At 39.3% G+C, this 15,490-nt stretch carries 14 protein-coding genes; 8 read left to right on the top strand and 6 right to left on the bottom strand.

The window, feature by feature from the left end; translation table 11 throughout:
- Positions 1–55: 55 nt before the first annotated feature.
- On the bottom strand, positions 56–1,060 hold the full coding sequence (cobD, locus tag D9V35_RS07600; RefSeq protein ID WP_122123993.1) for a threonine-phosphate decarboxylase CobD: 1,005 nt from the start codon (positions 1,058–1,060) through the stop codon (positions 56–58).
- A gap of 95 nt (positions 1,061–1,155) precedes the next feature.
- On the opposite strand from cobD, the gene cbiB reads away from it, so the two are divergent.
- Positions 1,156–2,154, top strand: coding sequence for an adenosylcobinamide-phosphate synthase CbiB (cbiB, locus tag D9V35_RS07605; RefSeq protein ID WP_122123994.1), 999 nt, complete (start codon positions 1,156–1,158; stop codon positions 2,152–2,154).
- Between the two features lie 215 nt (positions 2,155–2,369).
- Here the strand turns inward: cbiB and D9V35_RS07610 are convergent, their stop codons facing one another.
- From D9V35_RS07610 to cobU, 3 genes are read right to left on the bottom strand one after another with little or no spacing between them, the layout of a single operon-like run.
- On the bottom strand, positions 2,370–3,827 hold the full coding sequence (locus D9V35_RS07610) for a cobyric acid synthase (protein WP_122123995.1): 1,458 nt from the start codon (positions 3,825–3,827) through the stop codon (positions 2,370–2,372).
- Entirely contained in the window at positions 3,827–4,432 is a 606-nt protein-coding gene (cobO, locus tag D9V35_RS07615; RefSeq protein WP_122123996.1) for a cob(I)yrinic acid a,c-diamide adenosyltransferase, read from the bottom strand. Before cobO ends, D9V35_RS07610 begins: the two co-directional genes overlap by 1 nt.
- Before the next feature lie 19 nt (positions 4,433–4,451).
- Entirely contained in the window at positions 4,452–4,952 is a 501-nt protein-coding gene (cobU, locus tag D9V35_RS07620) for a bifunctional adenosylcobinamide kinase/adenosylcobinamide-phosphate guanylyltransferase (RefSeq protein ID WP_122123997.1), read from the bottom strand.
- Positions 4,953–5,050: 98 nt separating this feature from the next.
- Between cobU and D9V35_RS07625 the strand changes: the two genes are divergently transcribed.
- Positions 5,051–5,986 (top strand): 2-hydroxyacid dehydrogenase, encoded by a 936-nt coding sequence (locus D9V35_RS07625; RefSeq protein ID WP_122123998.1) that lies wholly within the window; start codon positions 5,051–5,053, stop codon positions 5,984–5,986.
- A gap of 198 nt (positions 5,987–6,184) precedes the next feature.
- On the opposite strand, the gene D9V35_RS07630 is transcribed toward D9V35_RS07625, so the two are convergent.
- The gene (locus tag D9V35_RS07630) at positions 6,185–6,856 is read right to left on the bottom strand and encodes a nucleoside/nucleotide kinase family protein (protein WP_205910297.1); all 672 of its coding nucleotides are present in this window, start codon (positions 6,854–6,856) and stop codon (positions 6,185–6,187) included.
- A 152-nt stretch (positions 6,857–7,008) separates the two neighbouring features.
- On the opposite strand from D9V35_RS07630, the gene cobW reads away from it, so the two are divergent.
- From cobW to cobJ, 6 genes are read left to right on the top strand one after another with little or no spacing between them, the layout of a single operon-like run.
- Positions 7,009–8,049: a cobalamin biosynthesis protein CobW gene (cobW, locus tag D9V35_RS07635; RefSeq protein ID WP_122123999.1), complete on the top strand. Its 1,041-nt coding sequence runs from the start codon at positions 7,009–7,011 to the stop codon at positions 8,047–8,049.
- Positions 8,050–8,051: 2 nt separating this feature from the next.
- Positions 8,052–11,405, top strand: a complete 3,354-nt coding sequence (gene cobN, locus D9V35_RS07640) for a cobaltochelatase subunit CobN (protein WP_122124000.1) — start codon at positions 8,052–8,054, stop codon at positions 11,403–11,405.
- Positions 11,398–12,588, top strand: a complete 1,191-nt coding sequence (locus D9V35_RS07645) for a hypothetical protein (RefSeq protein ID WP_122124001.1) — start codon at positions 11,398–11,400, stop codon at positions 12,586–12,588. The genes cobN and D9V35_RS07645 overlap by 8 nt, the downstream gene beginning before the upstream one ends.
- A gap of 11 nt (positions 12,589–12,599) precedes the next feature.
- Positions 12,600–13,235 (top strand): precorrin-8X methylmutase, encoded by a 636-nt coding sequence (locus D9V35_RS07650; RefSeq protein ID WP_122124002.1) that lies wholly within the window; start codon positions 12,600–12,602, stop codon positions 13,233–13,235.
- Between the two features lies 1 nt (position 13,236).
- Positions 13,237–13,956 carry a precorrin-2 C(20)-methyltransferase gene (cobI, locus tag D9V35_RS07655; RefSeq protein WP_122124003.1) on the top strand — a complete coding sequence of 240 codons (720 nt, stop codon included), beginning with the start codon at positions 13,237–13,239 and terminating at the stop codon, positions 13,954–13,956.
- Between the two features lies 1 nt (position 13,957).
- Positions 13,958–14,767, top strand: a complete 810-nt coding sequence (gene cobJ / locus D9V35_RS07660; RefSeq protein WP_122124004.1) for a precorrin-3B C(17)-methyltransferase — start codon at positions 13,958–13,960, stop codon at positions 14,765–14,767.
- Here cobJ and D9V35_RS07665 read toward each other — a convergent pair.
- Positions 14,721–15,485 (bottom strand): cobalt-precorrin-6A reductase, encoded by a 765-nt coding sequence (locus D9V35_RS07665; RefSeq protein WP_110438524.1) that lies wholly within the window; start codon positions 15,483–15,485, stop codon positions 14,721–14,723. The genes cobJ and D9V35_RS07665 overlap by 47 nt on opposite strands.
- Positions 15,486–15,490: the final 5 nt, after the last annotated feature.

The following is a 15,490-nucleotide window of genomic DNA, read 5'->3' on the forward strand; positions in this document are numbered from 1 at the left end:
GTTATTAAATACCATCAAACTGATCCATGGCCGATGTTACATGTTTATTGTCATTTCACGAAATTGACAATAAAACCGCTTCCAACCTTTGCCAATCTGCTTGCCTGTATAACAATCCAAAACGCAACCAATTGGGATTATAATCAAATTTGCGTACCCAAATCCCATGAGAGGCCAAATGTTTCCATATATCATTCGCAGACCGATGATAAAATAAGCGAAATAAAAGCGTCCCACCCACAAGATTAAAGAAATGACTTTGCAAAAAAGCATCCAGACGTTTTTGTTGAATTCTCAATTTTTTTTCAGTTTCAATTTTCCACAAACCATCTTGTAAGGCCTCAGCAGCTATATGCAAGGCGGGTCCATTTACAGGCCATAAACCAAGCATATATCGTATTCTTTGAACAATTTCAGGTGAAGCCAGCAAAAATCCAACCCTTAACCCAGCCAAACCAAAAGTCTTTCCAAAAGATCGCAATACCAACAATCCTGGTGAAGGTAATAAATAAGCCATACTCTGCCCTGAAAAATCCATATAAGCTTCATCAAGGATAAGATGATTACCGGATGCACTCCATTTTTTTATCAGGGACTCTAACCTGGCCATATCAATTTTCCGACCATCTGGATTATTTGGATTACAAATAACCCCCACTACATTTTTTTGGAGGCAAAGCGTCTCAAAATCTTCAAAATTAACGACCCGTGTTACTTTTACCCCAGCCTGCCACCAAGATGAAATATACTCTTCATAGGTGGGATATAAAACATAAACCTCTTTTGCATTAAGCACAGTCGGCATTAACGATATCAAGATTTGGGTACCAGGCGCAAGCGCAACACAAAATTTATTCTTGCAACCATAATAGTCTGCAGCAATCTGCCGCAAATTTTCTTCATGAGAATAAGAGGGCAATTTTTCATATAAAGATATATCTAAAGAGGAAAATGGATAGCTGTAAGGGTTAATTCCTGTTGATAAATCCAGCCATGATCCCGTAACCTCCGGAAAAAGCTTTTTCGCTTGGTCAAGGTTCCCCCCATGTTGAATATTCATATATTTATCTATATCCACTTTATTTAATTTATAGTTAAAACCATCTAAATTATGAAAATATCAATAAATCCACATGGCAGATTATGACAATTTAAATGATAAAGATTTTAAACATATTTTACAAAAAACGTAATATTGAAATCATGATTATTGCGCTCATGATTGACATGATGTGGGGCGATCCAGAGAAAATTTATAAAAAAATTCCGCATCCGATATGTTATGTTGGAAAATTAATTGACTTTCTGGAACTTAAGCTCAATAAAAAAAATAAAAATGCAAATATTCAAAAAAGAAATGGTTTCATCACTTTATTTTTTAGCTTTCTAGTCCCGGGATTAATAGCCCATCTTTTCCAAAAATTTGTATTTGCCTTTTTTCGTCCGTCTTTAGCAACTTTTTTATCAGGGATTTTTGGCAGTATTTTCATTGCACATCGCTCACTTTACGAACATGTTCACGCAGTTAGGGAAAAAATTGATCAAAATGATCTGGCAGGTGCTCGTATTGCGTTGAGTCACATTGTTGGAAGAAAAACAGATAATCTCAATATGTCGGAAATCTGTTGTGCAACCATTGAAAGTTTGGCTGAAAATTTTTCGGATGGTGTAATCTCTCCTGTTTTTTGGGGATATATTGGGGGATTACCCGGGCTACTTGTTTTTAAATCAATTAATACTGCAGATAGCATGATCGGGCATTTAACAGAGCAATATCGGAATTTCGGCTACGCTTCAGCCAAAATGGATGATTACATGAACCTTGTTCCAGCACGACTATCCGCCTTTCTGATTTTACTTACAAATCCTAAAAAATTATTCCATAATCTAAAACCCGTTTGTAAAGATGCGCGAAAACACAATTCACCCAACGCTGGATGGCCAGAAGCAGCCATGGCTTACACTCTTAATATTCAGTTATTATGTCCACGCCACTATAAAGACCATATTGTTGGATCCCCACGAATAGGTCGAGAACGTAGTCAATTATATTCCGAGGATATTTGTAAGGCTTGTAAAATTTATTATTATGCAAGTTTTATAAAATTAGTTGTTTTAATAGCATTATACAAAATAATGACGTATTTTAAATAAATAATAAAGGATTTTATATTGCTAAATTATAATTACATATGATATAAATGTTCAGGTTTTTTAGAAAAAATAATTATATAAATATTTTATATTTATTAAATCGATAAAACCTTACTTGCAGAGATTATTATAATCTCTCAAACCACCTAGCTACTTAACTTTATACTTAACCTTCTCAAATATTTGAGGAGGTTCTTTTTATACGATAATAATTATTACAACGAAATTAAATTGTCAACTAAAATATTATCATTTATGAAATTCGCCCAATTATTCATCACCGAATCAAGCTGTTGTTCATACAATATTCCATCTCCTGATGAACCGAAATATGACAATAAATAATCCCTTACTTCATCACAATGAAAAATTCCGTGAAGATAGGTTCCAATCACTTGCCCATTGTCAGAAATGGCTCCCTCAGCCCGAGAATCATCCAAATAGGCAAAAGGCTTGTAGGTGCCATGATGTTTTGTCTGCCCTACATGCATTTCATAGCCTTCGCAGTCAATATCTTTTAAAGCCAAATGACCTGTAACCGCCTCTAATTTTTTTTCTGAGGACAGAATCGTTTCACTTTTAAAAAAACCCAACCCCTTTATCCGATCATTACTCGATTCTTCAATGCCTAAAGGATCGAGAATCTGTTGTCCCAACATTTGATAGCCGCCACAAATTCCAAAAACATATCCCCCTCTCCTGACATGCGCCTTTATATCGATATCCCAACCAGTTTGATATAAAGCATTCAAATCTGAAATAGTATTTTTCGATCCGGGAATAATTATCACTTTGGTAAAAGCTGGAACAACTGATCCCGGAGAAATAAATTCAAGCAGAATATGCGGCTCATTTTTCAGAGGATCAAAATCATCAAAATTTGCAATATTTGGCAACAATAAAACAGAAATATGCAACTTGCCATATTGATATGATGATTTATCTGCTTTTAAGTCTGCGGAATCCTCAGCAGGCAATTTTTTCAATTCATCAAAAAAAGGCAACAAACCGCAATTTTTCCATCCTGTCTTATGGCTTATCCACTCCATTGTTTCCGTAAATAGGGAGGGATCCCCACGCATTTTGTTTACGATAAACCCTTTAACCAATTTTAAATCATTTGGCGGTAAAATTTTATGCGTTCCAATCAAACTGGCAATAACACCACCACGATCAATATCACCAATTAATATAACAGGTGCTTTCACAGCCTGCGCAAACCCCATATTGGCAATATCGTTTTTCCGTAAATTTATTTCAGAGGCGGATCCAGCCCCCTCGATTAATATGATATCTGCTTTACGTTTTAATAAATTAAAACTTTCCGTAACATAATCCAATAATTGCGGCTTAATTTCCTGATATTCCCTTGCCGATGCCTGCCCCCATATTTTGCCCTGAACAACTATCTGTGACCCTTGAACATTATGCGGCTTAAGCAAAACCGGATTCATATGAACAACAGGATCAACCCTACAAGCAAAAGCTTGCAAAGCCTGTGCCCGTCCAATCTCACCCCCGTCTACCGTTACCGCCGCATTGTTCGACATATTCTGTGGTTTAAAAGGTAAAACATTATATCCTTTATTTGTCAGGGCCCTTGCAATTCCAGCAACCAGAACCGATTTTCCCACGCTTGAACCTGTTCCCTGAAACATCAGGATCTTAGCCATTAGTACTCTATCCCTTTTTGTGCCTTGATACCAGCATTGAATGGATGTTTGATTAATTTCATTTCTGTAACCATATCTGCTGCATCAATAAGCTTTTGGGGAGCATTGCGACCTGTTATAACAACATGCTGCATTTTGGGGCGCTGTTGTAAATCCCTTATAATCTGGTCAGGGTCAAGATAATTGTAACGTAGGGCTATATTCAATTCATCCAAGACAACCAGCGATATATCTTCACGGTTCAAATAGTCCAACGCCAACGACCAGGCCGCCTGACAGGATTCAATATCCTTTTGTTTATCTTGGGTGTTCCAGGTAAAACCTTTACCTAAAGTATGCCATTCAAGCAAATCAGGAAAAAATTCAACCATTCTTTGCTCACCCGTTTTCCACTCAGGTGCTTTGATAAATTGAATAACAACACTTTTAAATCCATAACTCAAATGACGAAACAAAAGACCGAAAGCAGCCGTTGACTTGCCTTTTCCCGTTCCGGTATGCACCATCAACAGCCCTTTTTCTTCTGTCTTGGAGGCAACAATGATTTTTTGCAATTGTTGCCTTTTTTGCATTTTTCGTTTGTGATGAAGCGCATCATCATTCATATCAATTTTCCTGTTTCAACTAAATTTTAATATTCAGGGGACATCCGGCAACAACCATCGTAAATTTATGAGCAATGGCTACCATTTTCTGATGTAAAATTCCCGCTTCGTTGATAAATTTTCTCGCTAACGCATTATCTGGAACAATACCCTGTCCAACCTCATTACTGACAATTATGATATTTCCATGAAATGTCATTAATGCGGAAAGAAATTTATCAGTCTCCTCTTTTATATTTCGGTTATCCATTAATAGATTGGTCAACCATAAGGTTAGGCAATCGACCAGAATTGAATGAACATTATTCGTATTTATAATATCTGCAAGATTGATGGATTCCTCTATGGTTTGCCATCCCTGCCCTCTTCTTTTCTGATGAACGGCAATTTTTTCCTGCATTTCATGATCCATGCAACGCGCCGTTGCAAGATAAATCCACGGTGCCGGATGAAACATAACCTGATTTTCGGCAAATCTGCTTTTCCCCGATTTCACCCCACCCAATACAAAATGAATCATTTTTCCATTACTTTTTATAAATATACCTTTTTTCTAAAAAGATATACCATATTCGTGCACATATCACCTGCTTAAAACCCTTGTAAAAAGGAAAAACTATGAAACCTCAAATTCTCCAATTAGTACCTGTCTGCAAAAAATTCCAGGAACAAATCAATACTCGCTTCACCAATCATATTAGCCTTAATAAATTGCCTGATTCTCCTGAAATTCTCAAAAAAATCGAGGCTGTAATTACAAATGGTGTTGTTGGTGCTCCATCAGATATGCTGGATCAACTTCCCAATCTAAAACTCGTGACAGTCCATGGGGTGGGATATGACAATGTTGACTTGCAGAAATTAAAAGAACGTCAAATCAAACTAAGTATTGCTACAAATGCACCAACTCAGGACGTGGCAGACATGGCAATCGCATTATTATTGGATGTATCCCGTCAAATAACCCTGCGTGACCAATATATACGCAAAAATGAATGGGAAAAAGGAAACTATCCTTATCAAGGAAGTTCCATTTCAAATAAGAAAATAGGAATCATGGGAATGGGTCATATTGGTCAGGCCATTGCCCAACGTTTACATGCATTTGATAATGAAATTGCCTACACAGCAAGACATCAACGTCCTGGAGTAAAATGGAAATATATTCCCTCCTTGATCGAATTGGCCAAGATATCAGATATCCTAATAATTGCCGCCAGCGGCGGTCCCTCATCCAGACACGCTGTTAATCGCGAAATCCTTGAGGCACTTGGTGAAAGAGGGTTCGTCGTTAATATCGGGCGCGGCAGTATCATTGATGAAAATGCATTGATAGACTGCCTGAAAAACAAAAAAATAGCTGGAGCCGGACTGGATGTTTTTGAACATGAACCTCATGTTCCAGAAACCTTACGTTTGTTAAAAAATGTTATCATGACCCCTCATTCAGCAGGCGCGACTTATGAAACCTCAAAGCGTATCGGTGCAAAAATCCTAAATTCCCTGGAATGTTTTTTTAAAGGTGAAAACCTCCCTGATGAAGTGCATTTTTAGAAATCAATTTTTCAAAAATTAAAGAAATACAAAAACATGTAACTCAACTCTATCTAATGTTCACTCTTTCCTGACCCTGTTCTTTAGTGGATCAGGAAATATATCCCTCTTCCCATAATTGTTTTCAAGTTAGCATTTAGGTTTGGCTAGACATTTTCTGCAAATAAATATTTTTTCAACACTTCCATACCTTTTCACTCAACTTCTCTTGGACACATCCATCCACTCAATCACCAATTCCACCTCTGTTCGATTATTTTCGATTAAGCGGGCATTCGGTTCATCCGTTTGTTCAACCCAGGTCTTTGCCTCTTTAGGCGTACGACCGAAATAGCAATGCCGATTGATTAAACGCTGCTGCCGTTCCTGTTGAGGTGCCATAACAAACCATTTCTCGTCAAACAGTTCAGCCAGATTTTGCCAGTCCCCTTGTGTCAAACATAAATAATTACCCTCGGTAATGATCAACTCTGTTTCAGGAAAAACGGGAATGGAACCGGCAATTGCCTCTTCAATGGTTCGATCAAATTCCGGGGCATAAATGACTTCATCATGCTTTTGATTTCTCAGTCTCTGAAGTAAGGCAAGATAGCCTTTCACATCAAATGTATCCGGTGCACCTTTACGTTCTTTACGACCCAATCCTTCCAATTCTTTATTTGCCAAATGAAAACCGTCCATCGGAACAAGAACCGAGCAGTCTGGTATGGCTTGCTGCAAAAGACGGGCAACCGTTGACTTTCCCGATCCTGGAGCCCCTGCGATGGCCAAAATTTTACGCATTCCCGCTGCACAAAGCGCCTTTGCCCTTTCTATATAAGAAACAGGCAAGATTAAGTCTTCTAATGGTGTCTCACTTTTATACTGCATTTCAACCTATTCTATCAAAACAAGGAATCTCATAATATTTAATAATATATCGTGACGTTGTATTTCAACAAACGTCTCTTGCCTTGGTTTTGTAAAAATCGTAAATTCAATCTTTCACAACAATTTATTTAATTTCCGATTAAAGGTTTTTTATGCAACCCTCTCGCATCCCGGCAACCATTATTTCAGGTTTTCTTGGTTCAGGAAAAACAACCCTATTGCGTTCAATCATAAAAAAAAACGTCAATAAGCGAATAGCCATTATAGTTAACGAATTCGGCTCTCTGGGTATTGATGGTGAGATCCTAAAAAAATGTGCTGTTCCAGGATGTGAGGAGGAAAATATTGTTGAACTGGCAAATGGATGTATCTGCTGCACAGTTGCGGATGAATTTCTGCCAACAATGGAGTCATTATTAAACCGTCCGTCTCCACCTCAACACATCATTATAGAGACATCCGGACTGGCATTGCCAAAACCTTTAATCAAGGCGTTTAACTGGCCTGATATCAAAACCAAAATGACTGTTGATGGTGTGGTTACTGTTGTGGATTCCCCCGCTGTTATTGCTGGACGTTTCGCGGATGACCCAGAAAAAATCGCTCAACAACGTCAGGCTGATCCATCACTCGATCATGACAATCCCCTGCAGGAAGTTTTTGAAGATCAGCTTAATTCCGCAGATCTTGTCCTTCTCAATAAGGTGGATCTCATTACCTCAGAACAGCTTGGGTATCTAACTGATGAAATTAAAAAACAAATTCCAAAAGCCGTGAAAATTCTGCCTCTTTCACACGGAAAAATCGAGCCAGAAGTGATCCTGGGTATTCACGCCGGGGCTGAAAATGATTTACAGACGCGTCCCTCTCATCATGATGGTGTGGATGAAGATCATGAACATGATGACTTTACAAGTTTTGTTGTCGATATTCCTCCAGTATCGAGTCCAAAAGCCTTGGAAAACAAACTCCTTCAACTCACAAACCTGCACGATATACTACGCATTAAGGGTTATATCCAGGTTATCGATAAACCGATGCGCCTTGAAATACACGGGGTTGGGGAACGCTTTAGTTATCATTTTGACCGTCCATGGTATCAAGATGAACATCCTCAAGGAAAATTAATCATCATTGGACAGAAAAGCATCAATCAAAAGGCCATTCAGGCAGCCTTGGAAACACAAATTTAATAATGCATATCCTGGTTCGAGAAATTACAAGTCTGGATGAACAGGCACCGGCTGAAGATTTGCAACATGAACCAGCCGATATTGTCTTTCTGTCCTTTTCCGATAATGACCTGAATGTGATGGCAAGTTGCATAGCGCAACAACCTGAAAATTCTCCATCAATACAGCTAGTTTCTCTTAACCGTCTTCGTCATCCAATGTCTGTCGACCTCTATCTGGATCAGACAATCAGCGAGTCCAAATTCATAATTTTAAGATTATTAGGAGGAATTGAGGCATGGCGCTATGGTACGGAAGAAATCCACAACTTATGTCAGTCCCGTCACATTCCCCTGGCCATTATTTCTGGTGAAAATTATGAAAATCCCCATTTTGATAATCTTTCCACTATTCCCGCCGACCTGTTAAATCAATTCAAGGAACTGTTCCTGGCTGGTGGAAGAGAAAATTATAGTCACATCCTAAATCTTACCGCCCATTATCATCTTGACCATAAAATAGGGCAATCTATTACCCCCTACATTTTACCGATGGTTGGGGAATATCCCTTACCTTATCCATTTCATGCCCATCAAAATCTAGCGGTAATATTGTTTTACCGCTCTCATTTGCTGGCCAACAATATCGAACCTATTCTTTCCCTCGCACAATCCTTATTCAGAAAAGGCATAAATATCAAGGCTGTTTATCTAACCTCTCTAAAAGACCCAGAAATTTCCCATTGGGTTGGGCAATATCTCTACCAAAATCACCCAACAATAATTTTAAACGCCACATATTTTTCTATACAGCAAGATTATAATCATTCCCTTTTTAGAACATTTAATGTGCCAGTCCTGCAAATTCTTCAGCCTAGTAACAGTAAACATTTATGGAAAAAAAGTTTTCGTGGCCTATCCCAAACCGATCTTGCCATCCAGGTTGTTTTACCTGAACTTGACGGTAAAATATCGACAACTGCCATAGGATTTAAAAAAGAGAAAAATAACCAAACACGGTATGAACCTTATCAAAAAGGAATAGACCTTGTTACAAACCGTGTTAACGGATGGGTTAATTTAAGAAAAAAAAACAATCATGACAAGAAAATTGCTATTATTCTTTCAAATTACCCGGGTGTCAGCGGACAAGAAGGACATGCCGTCGGTTTGGACAGCTTTGCCAGTCTTGAACAGATTTTACAATGGTTGAAAAAGAATGGATATCAAACAGGATCCGTAATTCCCGACTGTAAAAATTTAATCCAGATTTTATGTCAGTCAGGTACCAGGGCCATTTTATCCCTGACTGATTATAAACAATATTTTTCCACACTTTCTACGACATTCAGAAAAAAGGTTTTGGCATACTGGCCAGAATTTGAAAAAGATGAAACGCTGCAAAAAGAAAATTTTACCATACGATATATTCAATTAGGCCATATCATCTGCGCGATCCAGCCTGAAAGAGCTGATTCAAAAAATCATAAAAACACTTATCATGATCCAGATATTCCACCATGCCATGGTTATATCGCTTTCTATTTATGGTTACGCCATCATGAATCCATTGATGCCATCATTCATCTGGGAACGCATGGTACACTGGAATGGCTACCAAGCAAGGCAACCGCAATTTCCGATCATTGTTCCCCTGCTGTATTGCTGGGTGGCTTACCCGTCATCTATCCCTTTATTGTTAACAATCCAGGTGAGGCAGCCTGCGCAAAAAGACGTCTCGGTGCTGTTACCATCGGACATTTAACGCCTCCTGTCAATAAGACAATCCTTAGCGGCGATGCCGCAGAACTAGAACGGTTAATCGATGATTATGCTGAAGCTGATGGTTTGGACCATCGACGCAGCAAACTTCTTCTCGGGACTATTCTGGATAAAGCAGAATCCTGCGGTTTATTGGCTGAAACAGGCATCAACCGCAAGGAAAGCGGCGATGAGGTCGCCCTGAACCATCTGGATGCCTATTTATGTGATGTCAAGGATTTGCAAATACGGGAAGGGTTACATATTTTTGGTAAACCTCCAATTCAATTCCAGCATCTTCTAGAAACAATAAAACATTATGCCCCCGATAAAATATCAGAGATTGAATCGAATCTTTACAAATGTGCAGAGCAGGAAAAACAATCTCTCCTAAACGCTTTGAATGGAGAATTTATTCAGCCTGGCCCTGCTGGAGCACCCACAAGAGGAAAACTGGATGTTCTCCCAACCGGACGTAATCTGTATACGGTTGATCCACGTGGTATTCCCACTCGTACTGCCTATCTTCTGGCAGAAAAGATGGCAGGACAGCTTTTGCTGAAATTTATACAGGAAAATGGTGATCACCTGCGACATATTGTTATTGATTTATGGGGAAGCACTAATCTTAGAACAGGCGGTGAGGACTTGGCTCTGGCTTATATTCTCATGGGGGTCAAACCCATCTGGGATACAAGTTCAAATCGTGTTACTTCAATTGAAATCATCCCATTGGCAAAATTGAACCGACCGCGCGTCGACGTAACACTCCGCATTTCAGGATTTTTCCGTGATGCGTTTGAAGATCAGATCACATTGTTTGATCAAACGGTTAAAACCCTTGCCCAACGTGCCGAAGATAAAGATTGGAATTACTTGGCATATCTCTTTCAGAATACCCCCCCCGGAAGCCATCATTCCCGGCTTAACCGCATTTATGGTACAGCCCAACGTACATATGGAACGGGCATAGAATATGCCTTGAATACTGGAAATTGGCGTGAACAAGCGGAACTGGGCGAAAAATGGCTGGAAAATTCAGCATATAGTTATGGAAACGGGCAAGATGGCATTTACGATAGACAAGGGCTTTCAGAACGTTTAAAAACAACACAGGCTTTTTTTCACAGTCAAGACCATGCCGAAATTGACCTTCTGGATAGCGCTGATTACGCTGCCCATGAAGGTGGTTTTGCGGCAGCTGCAAAACTCTTTGACAATACACCCAACTTATATCACGGTGACACTTCAAAAGCAGAAAATCCAAAAATCCGTTTATTGGTTGAGGAAGTCAACCGTATAGTGCGTGGACGTGTTGCCAATCCCATGTGGATAAAGGCAATGATGAATCACTCCTATCGTGGAGCCGCGGAAATAGCCCGTTCTGTCGATGCACTTTTCAGTTTTTCAGCAACGCTTTCCCATTGTTTTGATCAACAGTTTGAACTCATCTTTGCAGCAACGCTTGGAAATGATACTGTTAACCGATTTTTACAAAATTCCAATCCAGCGGCAAAAAAATTCATTCAAAATCGCTTCAATGAATCCCTTAAACGTGGCTTGTGGCATCCAAAATCAAACAGCGTTTTCATGAAACTGGAAGAAAACGATGAATAATATACGTCGGGGATGGTGTCCATCGCTTTATCATCCTATGGAGACAGGAGATGGATGGTTATGTCGAGTTAAGCCTCCTTTTGCAAAATTAACCAGTCGACAGGCACGTTTTATTGCAAGATCAGCATCTGATTTGGGAAATGGCTTTATTAATTTATCACAAAAGGCCAATCTGCAACTACGGGGATTTACCCGGGAACATATCCAACAATTCATACCTTTAGCCAAAAATGAGAATCTATGCAGTCCCGATGCATTGGAAGAAGGTAAACGCAATATTCTTATTTCACCCTTGGCCGGTATCGACCCTTCTTGCCACCAAGATACCATGCGCTATGCCCAGTGTATACAACATGAAATCATTGAAAATGAGACTGTAAAATTTCTGACTGGCAAATTTAGTTTCGTTATTGACGGGGGCGGGTTATTCCCCTTAATCCGTCATCATGCCGATATTAATCTACGTATCCATCATGACCAATGGATTTTGCAATTAGGTCATGCGAAACAGGTAATACCCTGTAACTTGGATAATTGTGTCAAACTGCTTAAACAGATTTTGCAATTTTGCAATAAACACAATTATTTCCGCTTGCTTCATCAAGACTATGCTGATCAATTTATAAGGGAAAATTCATGTTCCAAACAATCCTATACCTATCCAACTTCAATTGAAAAACTTTCGATTGGTCAATTTCCACATGGTTATCATATCGGCATTCCCTTTGGATTGCTCCATAATCAAGATTTAAGTCTACTGGCAGACATCTCTGATCAATATGGAAATTCCACCCTGCAGCTCACCCCCGATCGGACAATTATACTGCCCTATTGTTCAAACGCAGCTCATACCCATTTGAAATCATTTATTACCGATAAACAGGATCCTCGTTTAAATATCATCTTATGTCCGGGTAAACCCTATTGTCTTCAGGGAATGCAACCCGTGATGAAAGATGTTAAAAAACTTATACGCTTCTGGCATTCCAAACTACAGACACTGCATATATCTGGCTGTGCGAAAGGATGCGCATCTCCCCTGAAAAATCCTTTAACCCTGTGTGCAACCCCCAAGGGATATAATTTTATTTTACACGGCAGGGCAAATGATGAAAGCCTTTACAAAAATCTAGACTTGGAAGAAATCAGCGCTAAACTCATTACATATTCTGAAATGAAATAGGAAAAACATTCATGCCTCTTTATGACTATATCCATGATGGCAAGATTATTTATCAAAATTCCTTCGCAACCATTCGCAAAGAAGCTGACCTATCTAATTTTACAGAAGATGAAGCCAGAATTGCCGTCAGGGTTATCCATGCATGTGGACGGATCGAGATAACAAAAAATATCGTATTCAGTCCCGATTTTATTGAAAAAAGTGAACAGGCCCTGTTCATGGGTTCCATGATTTTTTGTGATTCAGAAATGGTTGCGCATGGAATTACTCGACGTAGACTGCCTGCCAATAATAAAATTATTTGCACCCTGAACCATCCCGATACAATCAAGATTGCCCAAGATATAAAAAACACACGTTCAGCTGCTGCCATCCATTTATGGGGGGACACCCTGAAACAGGCGGTTGTGGTCATTGGTAATGCACCAACAGCCTTGTTTCATTTGATCAATTTATTAGACCAGAAGAAAATCCCCCAGCCTGCAGCAATTATCGGCGTCCCTGTAGGTTTTGTGGGTGCGGCTGAATCAAAACTGGCATTGCAAGAATGGGGAAAAATTCCATATATGATCATAACGGGCAGACAGGGTGGAAGCGCCATGGGTGTTGCCGCATTGAACGCTTTGGCCCAAAAACAGGAAATATAAAATGAAAGGCACATTATTTATATTGGGTATGGGACCGGGCGATCCTGAATTGGTGACAAAAAAAGCCGGACGCATTCTAAATTCCCTTTCTTTTATCGCTTATTTTTGTAAAAAAGGTGAAATGGGTCATGCACGTCAAATTGCCACACCATTCCTTATCCATGAATTAACAGAATTACGTTTTGAATACCCCTTGACTACAGAAATCCCTCATTATGCTCCTGAATATAAAGAAACGTTAGAAACATTTTATGATCACTGTGCCTATAAGATTCAAAAAAAACTCGATGAAGGACAAGATATAGGATTGTTATGTGAAGGCGATCCATTATTGTATGGATCTGCAATTTATATATTGGAAAGATTACAAGAACAATATACCATAGAGACCATTCCAGGCGTTATGGCAATGAATGGTTGCTGGAGCCGATTACATTTACCGATTGTTCGCAATGATCAAACCTTAACCATTTTGTCCGCGACTTTACCCCTCGACAAACTTTTGGTAAAATTGAATCAGTGTGAATCCATCGTCATCATGAAAATTGGCCGCAATCTTGCAAAGGTTAAAACCGCTATAAAGCAGACCCATTTGCTTGAACAAGCAACCTATATTGAACGTGGCACCCAAAACCAGGAACGTATCTTGCCATTATCACAAATGCAGGATGAAAAAGCGCCCTATTTTTCACTGATCCTTATCGCCGGTAAGGAGAATTGAGATGACGGGACATCTATACATCATAGGCCTTGGTCCTGGAGATCCTGAATTACTGACGATTGAAGCATCAAAAATTTTGCCAACCTTAACAGACCTGATTGGCTATGGTCCTTACCTTGATCGCATCCCTGATAGACCATCTTTACGAAAACATAAATCAGATAATCGCGAAGAACTCGATCGTGCCGAACATGCGTTAACACTTGCCGGAAAAGGCTATAAGGTTGGGGTTGTCTCTTCAGGAGATGCCGGCGTTTTTGCCATGGCCAGTGCTATTTTTGAAACCATTGATCATGGAAAACCAATATGGAAAGAGATTGAAATAACTGTCTTACCAGGAATTTCCGCCATGTTTGCGGCTGCTGCAAGACTAGGGGCGCCTTTAGGTCATGATTTTTGCGCCATTTCCCTTTCCGATAACCTGAAACCTTGGAAACTTATTCTGCACCGTTTAAAGCTTGCGGCTCAGGCTGATTTTGTCATAGCCCTTTATAATGCCGTTTCCAAAGCGAGACCATGGCAACTTGATAAAGCTTTTGAATTATTGAAGGAAATTTTACCTCCCTATATTCCAGTGGCTTTTTGTCAGGCAATTTCCCGAAAAAACGAACATATTCACCTAACCACCCTGGGCGATGCCAAAGGTTCCATGGGAAATATGCAAACCCTGGTCTTGATTGGCAACCGTTATAGTCAATTAATTCCCCAGTCACGGGAAAATATACGTCCCTGGTTCTACACACCTCGTTCGATTATAACCGAATTTATCCCTGAAGATGACTCATCAACCATTGATAAGCCTTATCCGTAGTTGAAACAGAAGGAAGTTGAGGCATAACAGGTCTTTGAATCATGATCACAGGAATTGACAATTTTCTTGCCGCATCAATTTTCGCATAAACAGTCTGACCACCGGAGTTTTTCGTAACAATACATTCAATATGGTATTGTTTTAAAAAATCATATTCGCTTTGCACATCAAAAGGCCCTCTAGCAGTAATGACCTCGGCATGACTTGGCAAAACCGTATCATCAGGCTTATCAACACTTCTTATCCAATAATGATGCTGGATAATATTCTCTTTAAATAATAATATATCTTTACGACCGATAGTTAAAAATACCCTTAACGTTCTATGACCCAAAATTTTTACAGCTTCAGGAATTGAATTTACCTCATACCAATGATCACCATCCCGCTTCTGCCATGCCGGACGTTGCAAATTCAAAAAGGGAATTCCGCAAATCTTCGCTGCCTTCCAGGCATTATTAGTCATCTGTAGGGCAAAAGGATGTGTTGCATCAATTAGGAAATCTATTTGATTATTCTTTAACCACATTATCAATCCGGTGACACCACCAAACCCACCCACACGTGATATCACATTTCTGGGTAATACAGGATTTTTTGTCACACCTGCTAGAGAAAAAATAACTTCTATGGAATCATTATTTTGCAGACAGTGTACTAATTGGGAAGCCTCACTTGTGCCACCTAAAAGCAAAATCTTTTTTCTTTTTTGTCCCACTAAAG

Origin of the sequence: Commensalibacter melissae, assembly GCF_003691365.1 — a bacterium.
Classification (GTDB): Bacteria; Pseudomonadota; Alphaproteobacteria; order Acetobacterales; family Acetobacteraceae; genus Commensalibacter; species Commensalibacter melissae.

Excerpts from the sequence above, each read along its gene's own strand:
- cobD (WP_122123993.1), bottom strand. The coding sequence starts at position 1,060 with ATGAATATTCAACATGGGGGGAACCTTGACCAAGCGAAAAAGCTTTTT.
- cbiB (WP_122123994.1), top strand. The coding sequence starts at position 1,156 with ATGATAAAGATTTTAAACATATTTTACAAAAAACGTAATATTGAAATC.
- D9V35_RS07610 (WP_122123995.1), bottom strand. The coding sequence starts at position 3,827 with ATGGCTAAGATCCTGATGTTTCAGGGAACAGGTTCAAGCGTGGGAAAA.
- cobO (WP_122123996.1), bottom strand. The coding sequence starts at position 4,432 with ATGAATGATGATGCGCTTCATCACAAACGAAAAATGCAAAAAAGGCAA.
- cobU (WP_122123997.1), bottom strand. The coding sequence starts at position 4,952 with ATGATTCATTTTGTATTGGGTGGGGTGAAATCGGGGAAAAGCAGATTT.
- D9V35_RS07625 (WP_122123998.1), top strand. The coding sequence starts at position 5,051 with ATGAAACCTCAAATTCTCCAATTAGTACCTGTCTGCAAAAAATTCCAG.
- D9V35_RS07630 (WP_205910297.1), bottom strand. The coding sequence starts at position 6,856 with ATGCAGTATAAAAGTGAGACACCATTAGAAGACTTAATCTTGCCTGTT.
- cobW (WP_122123999.1), top strand. The coding sequence starts at position 7,009 with ATGCAACCCTCTCGCATCCCGGCAACCATTATTTCAGGTTTTCTTGGT.
- cobN (WP_122124000.1), top strand. The coding sequence starts at position 8,052 with ATGCATATCCTGGTTCGAGAAATTACAAGTCTGGATGAACAGGCACCG.
- D9V35_RS07645 (WP_122124001.1), top strand. The coding sequence starts at position 11,398 with ATGAATAATATACGTCGGGGATGGTGTCCATCGCTTTATCATCCTATG.
- D9V35_RS07650 (WP_122124002.1), top strand. The coding sequence starts at position 12,600 with ATGCCTCTTTATGACTATATCCATGATGGCAAGATTATTTATCAAAAT.
- cobI (WP_122124003.1), top strand. The coding sequence starts at position 13,237 with ATGAAAGGCACATTATTTATATTGGGTATGGGACCGGGCGATCCTGAA.
- cobJ (WP_122124004.1), top strand. The coding sequence starts at position 13,958 with ATGACGGGACATCTATACATCATAGGCCTTGGTCCTGGAGATCCTGAA.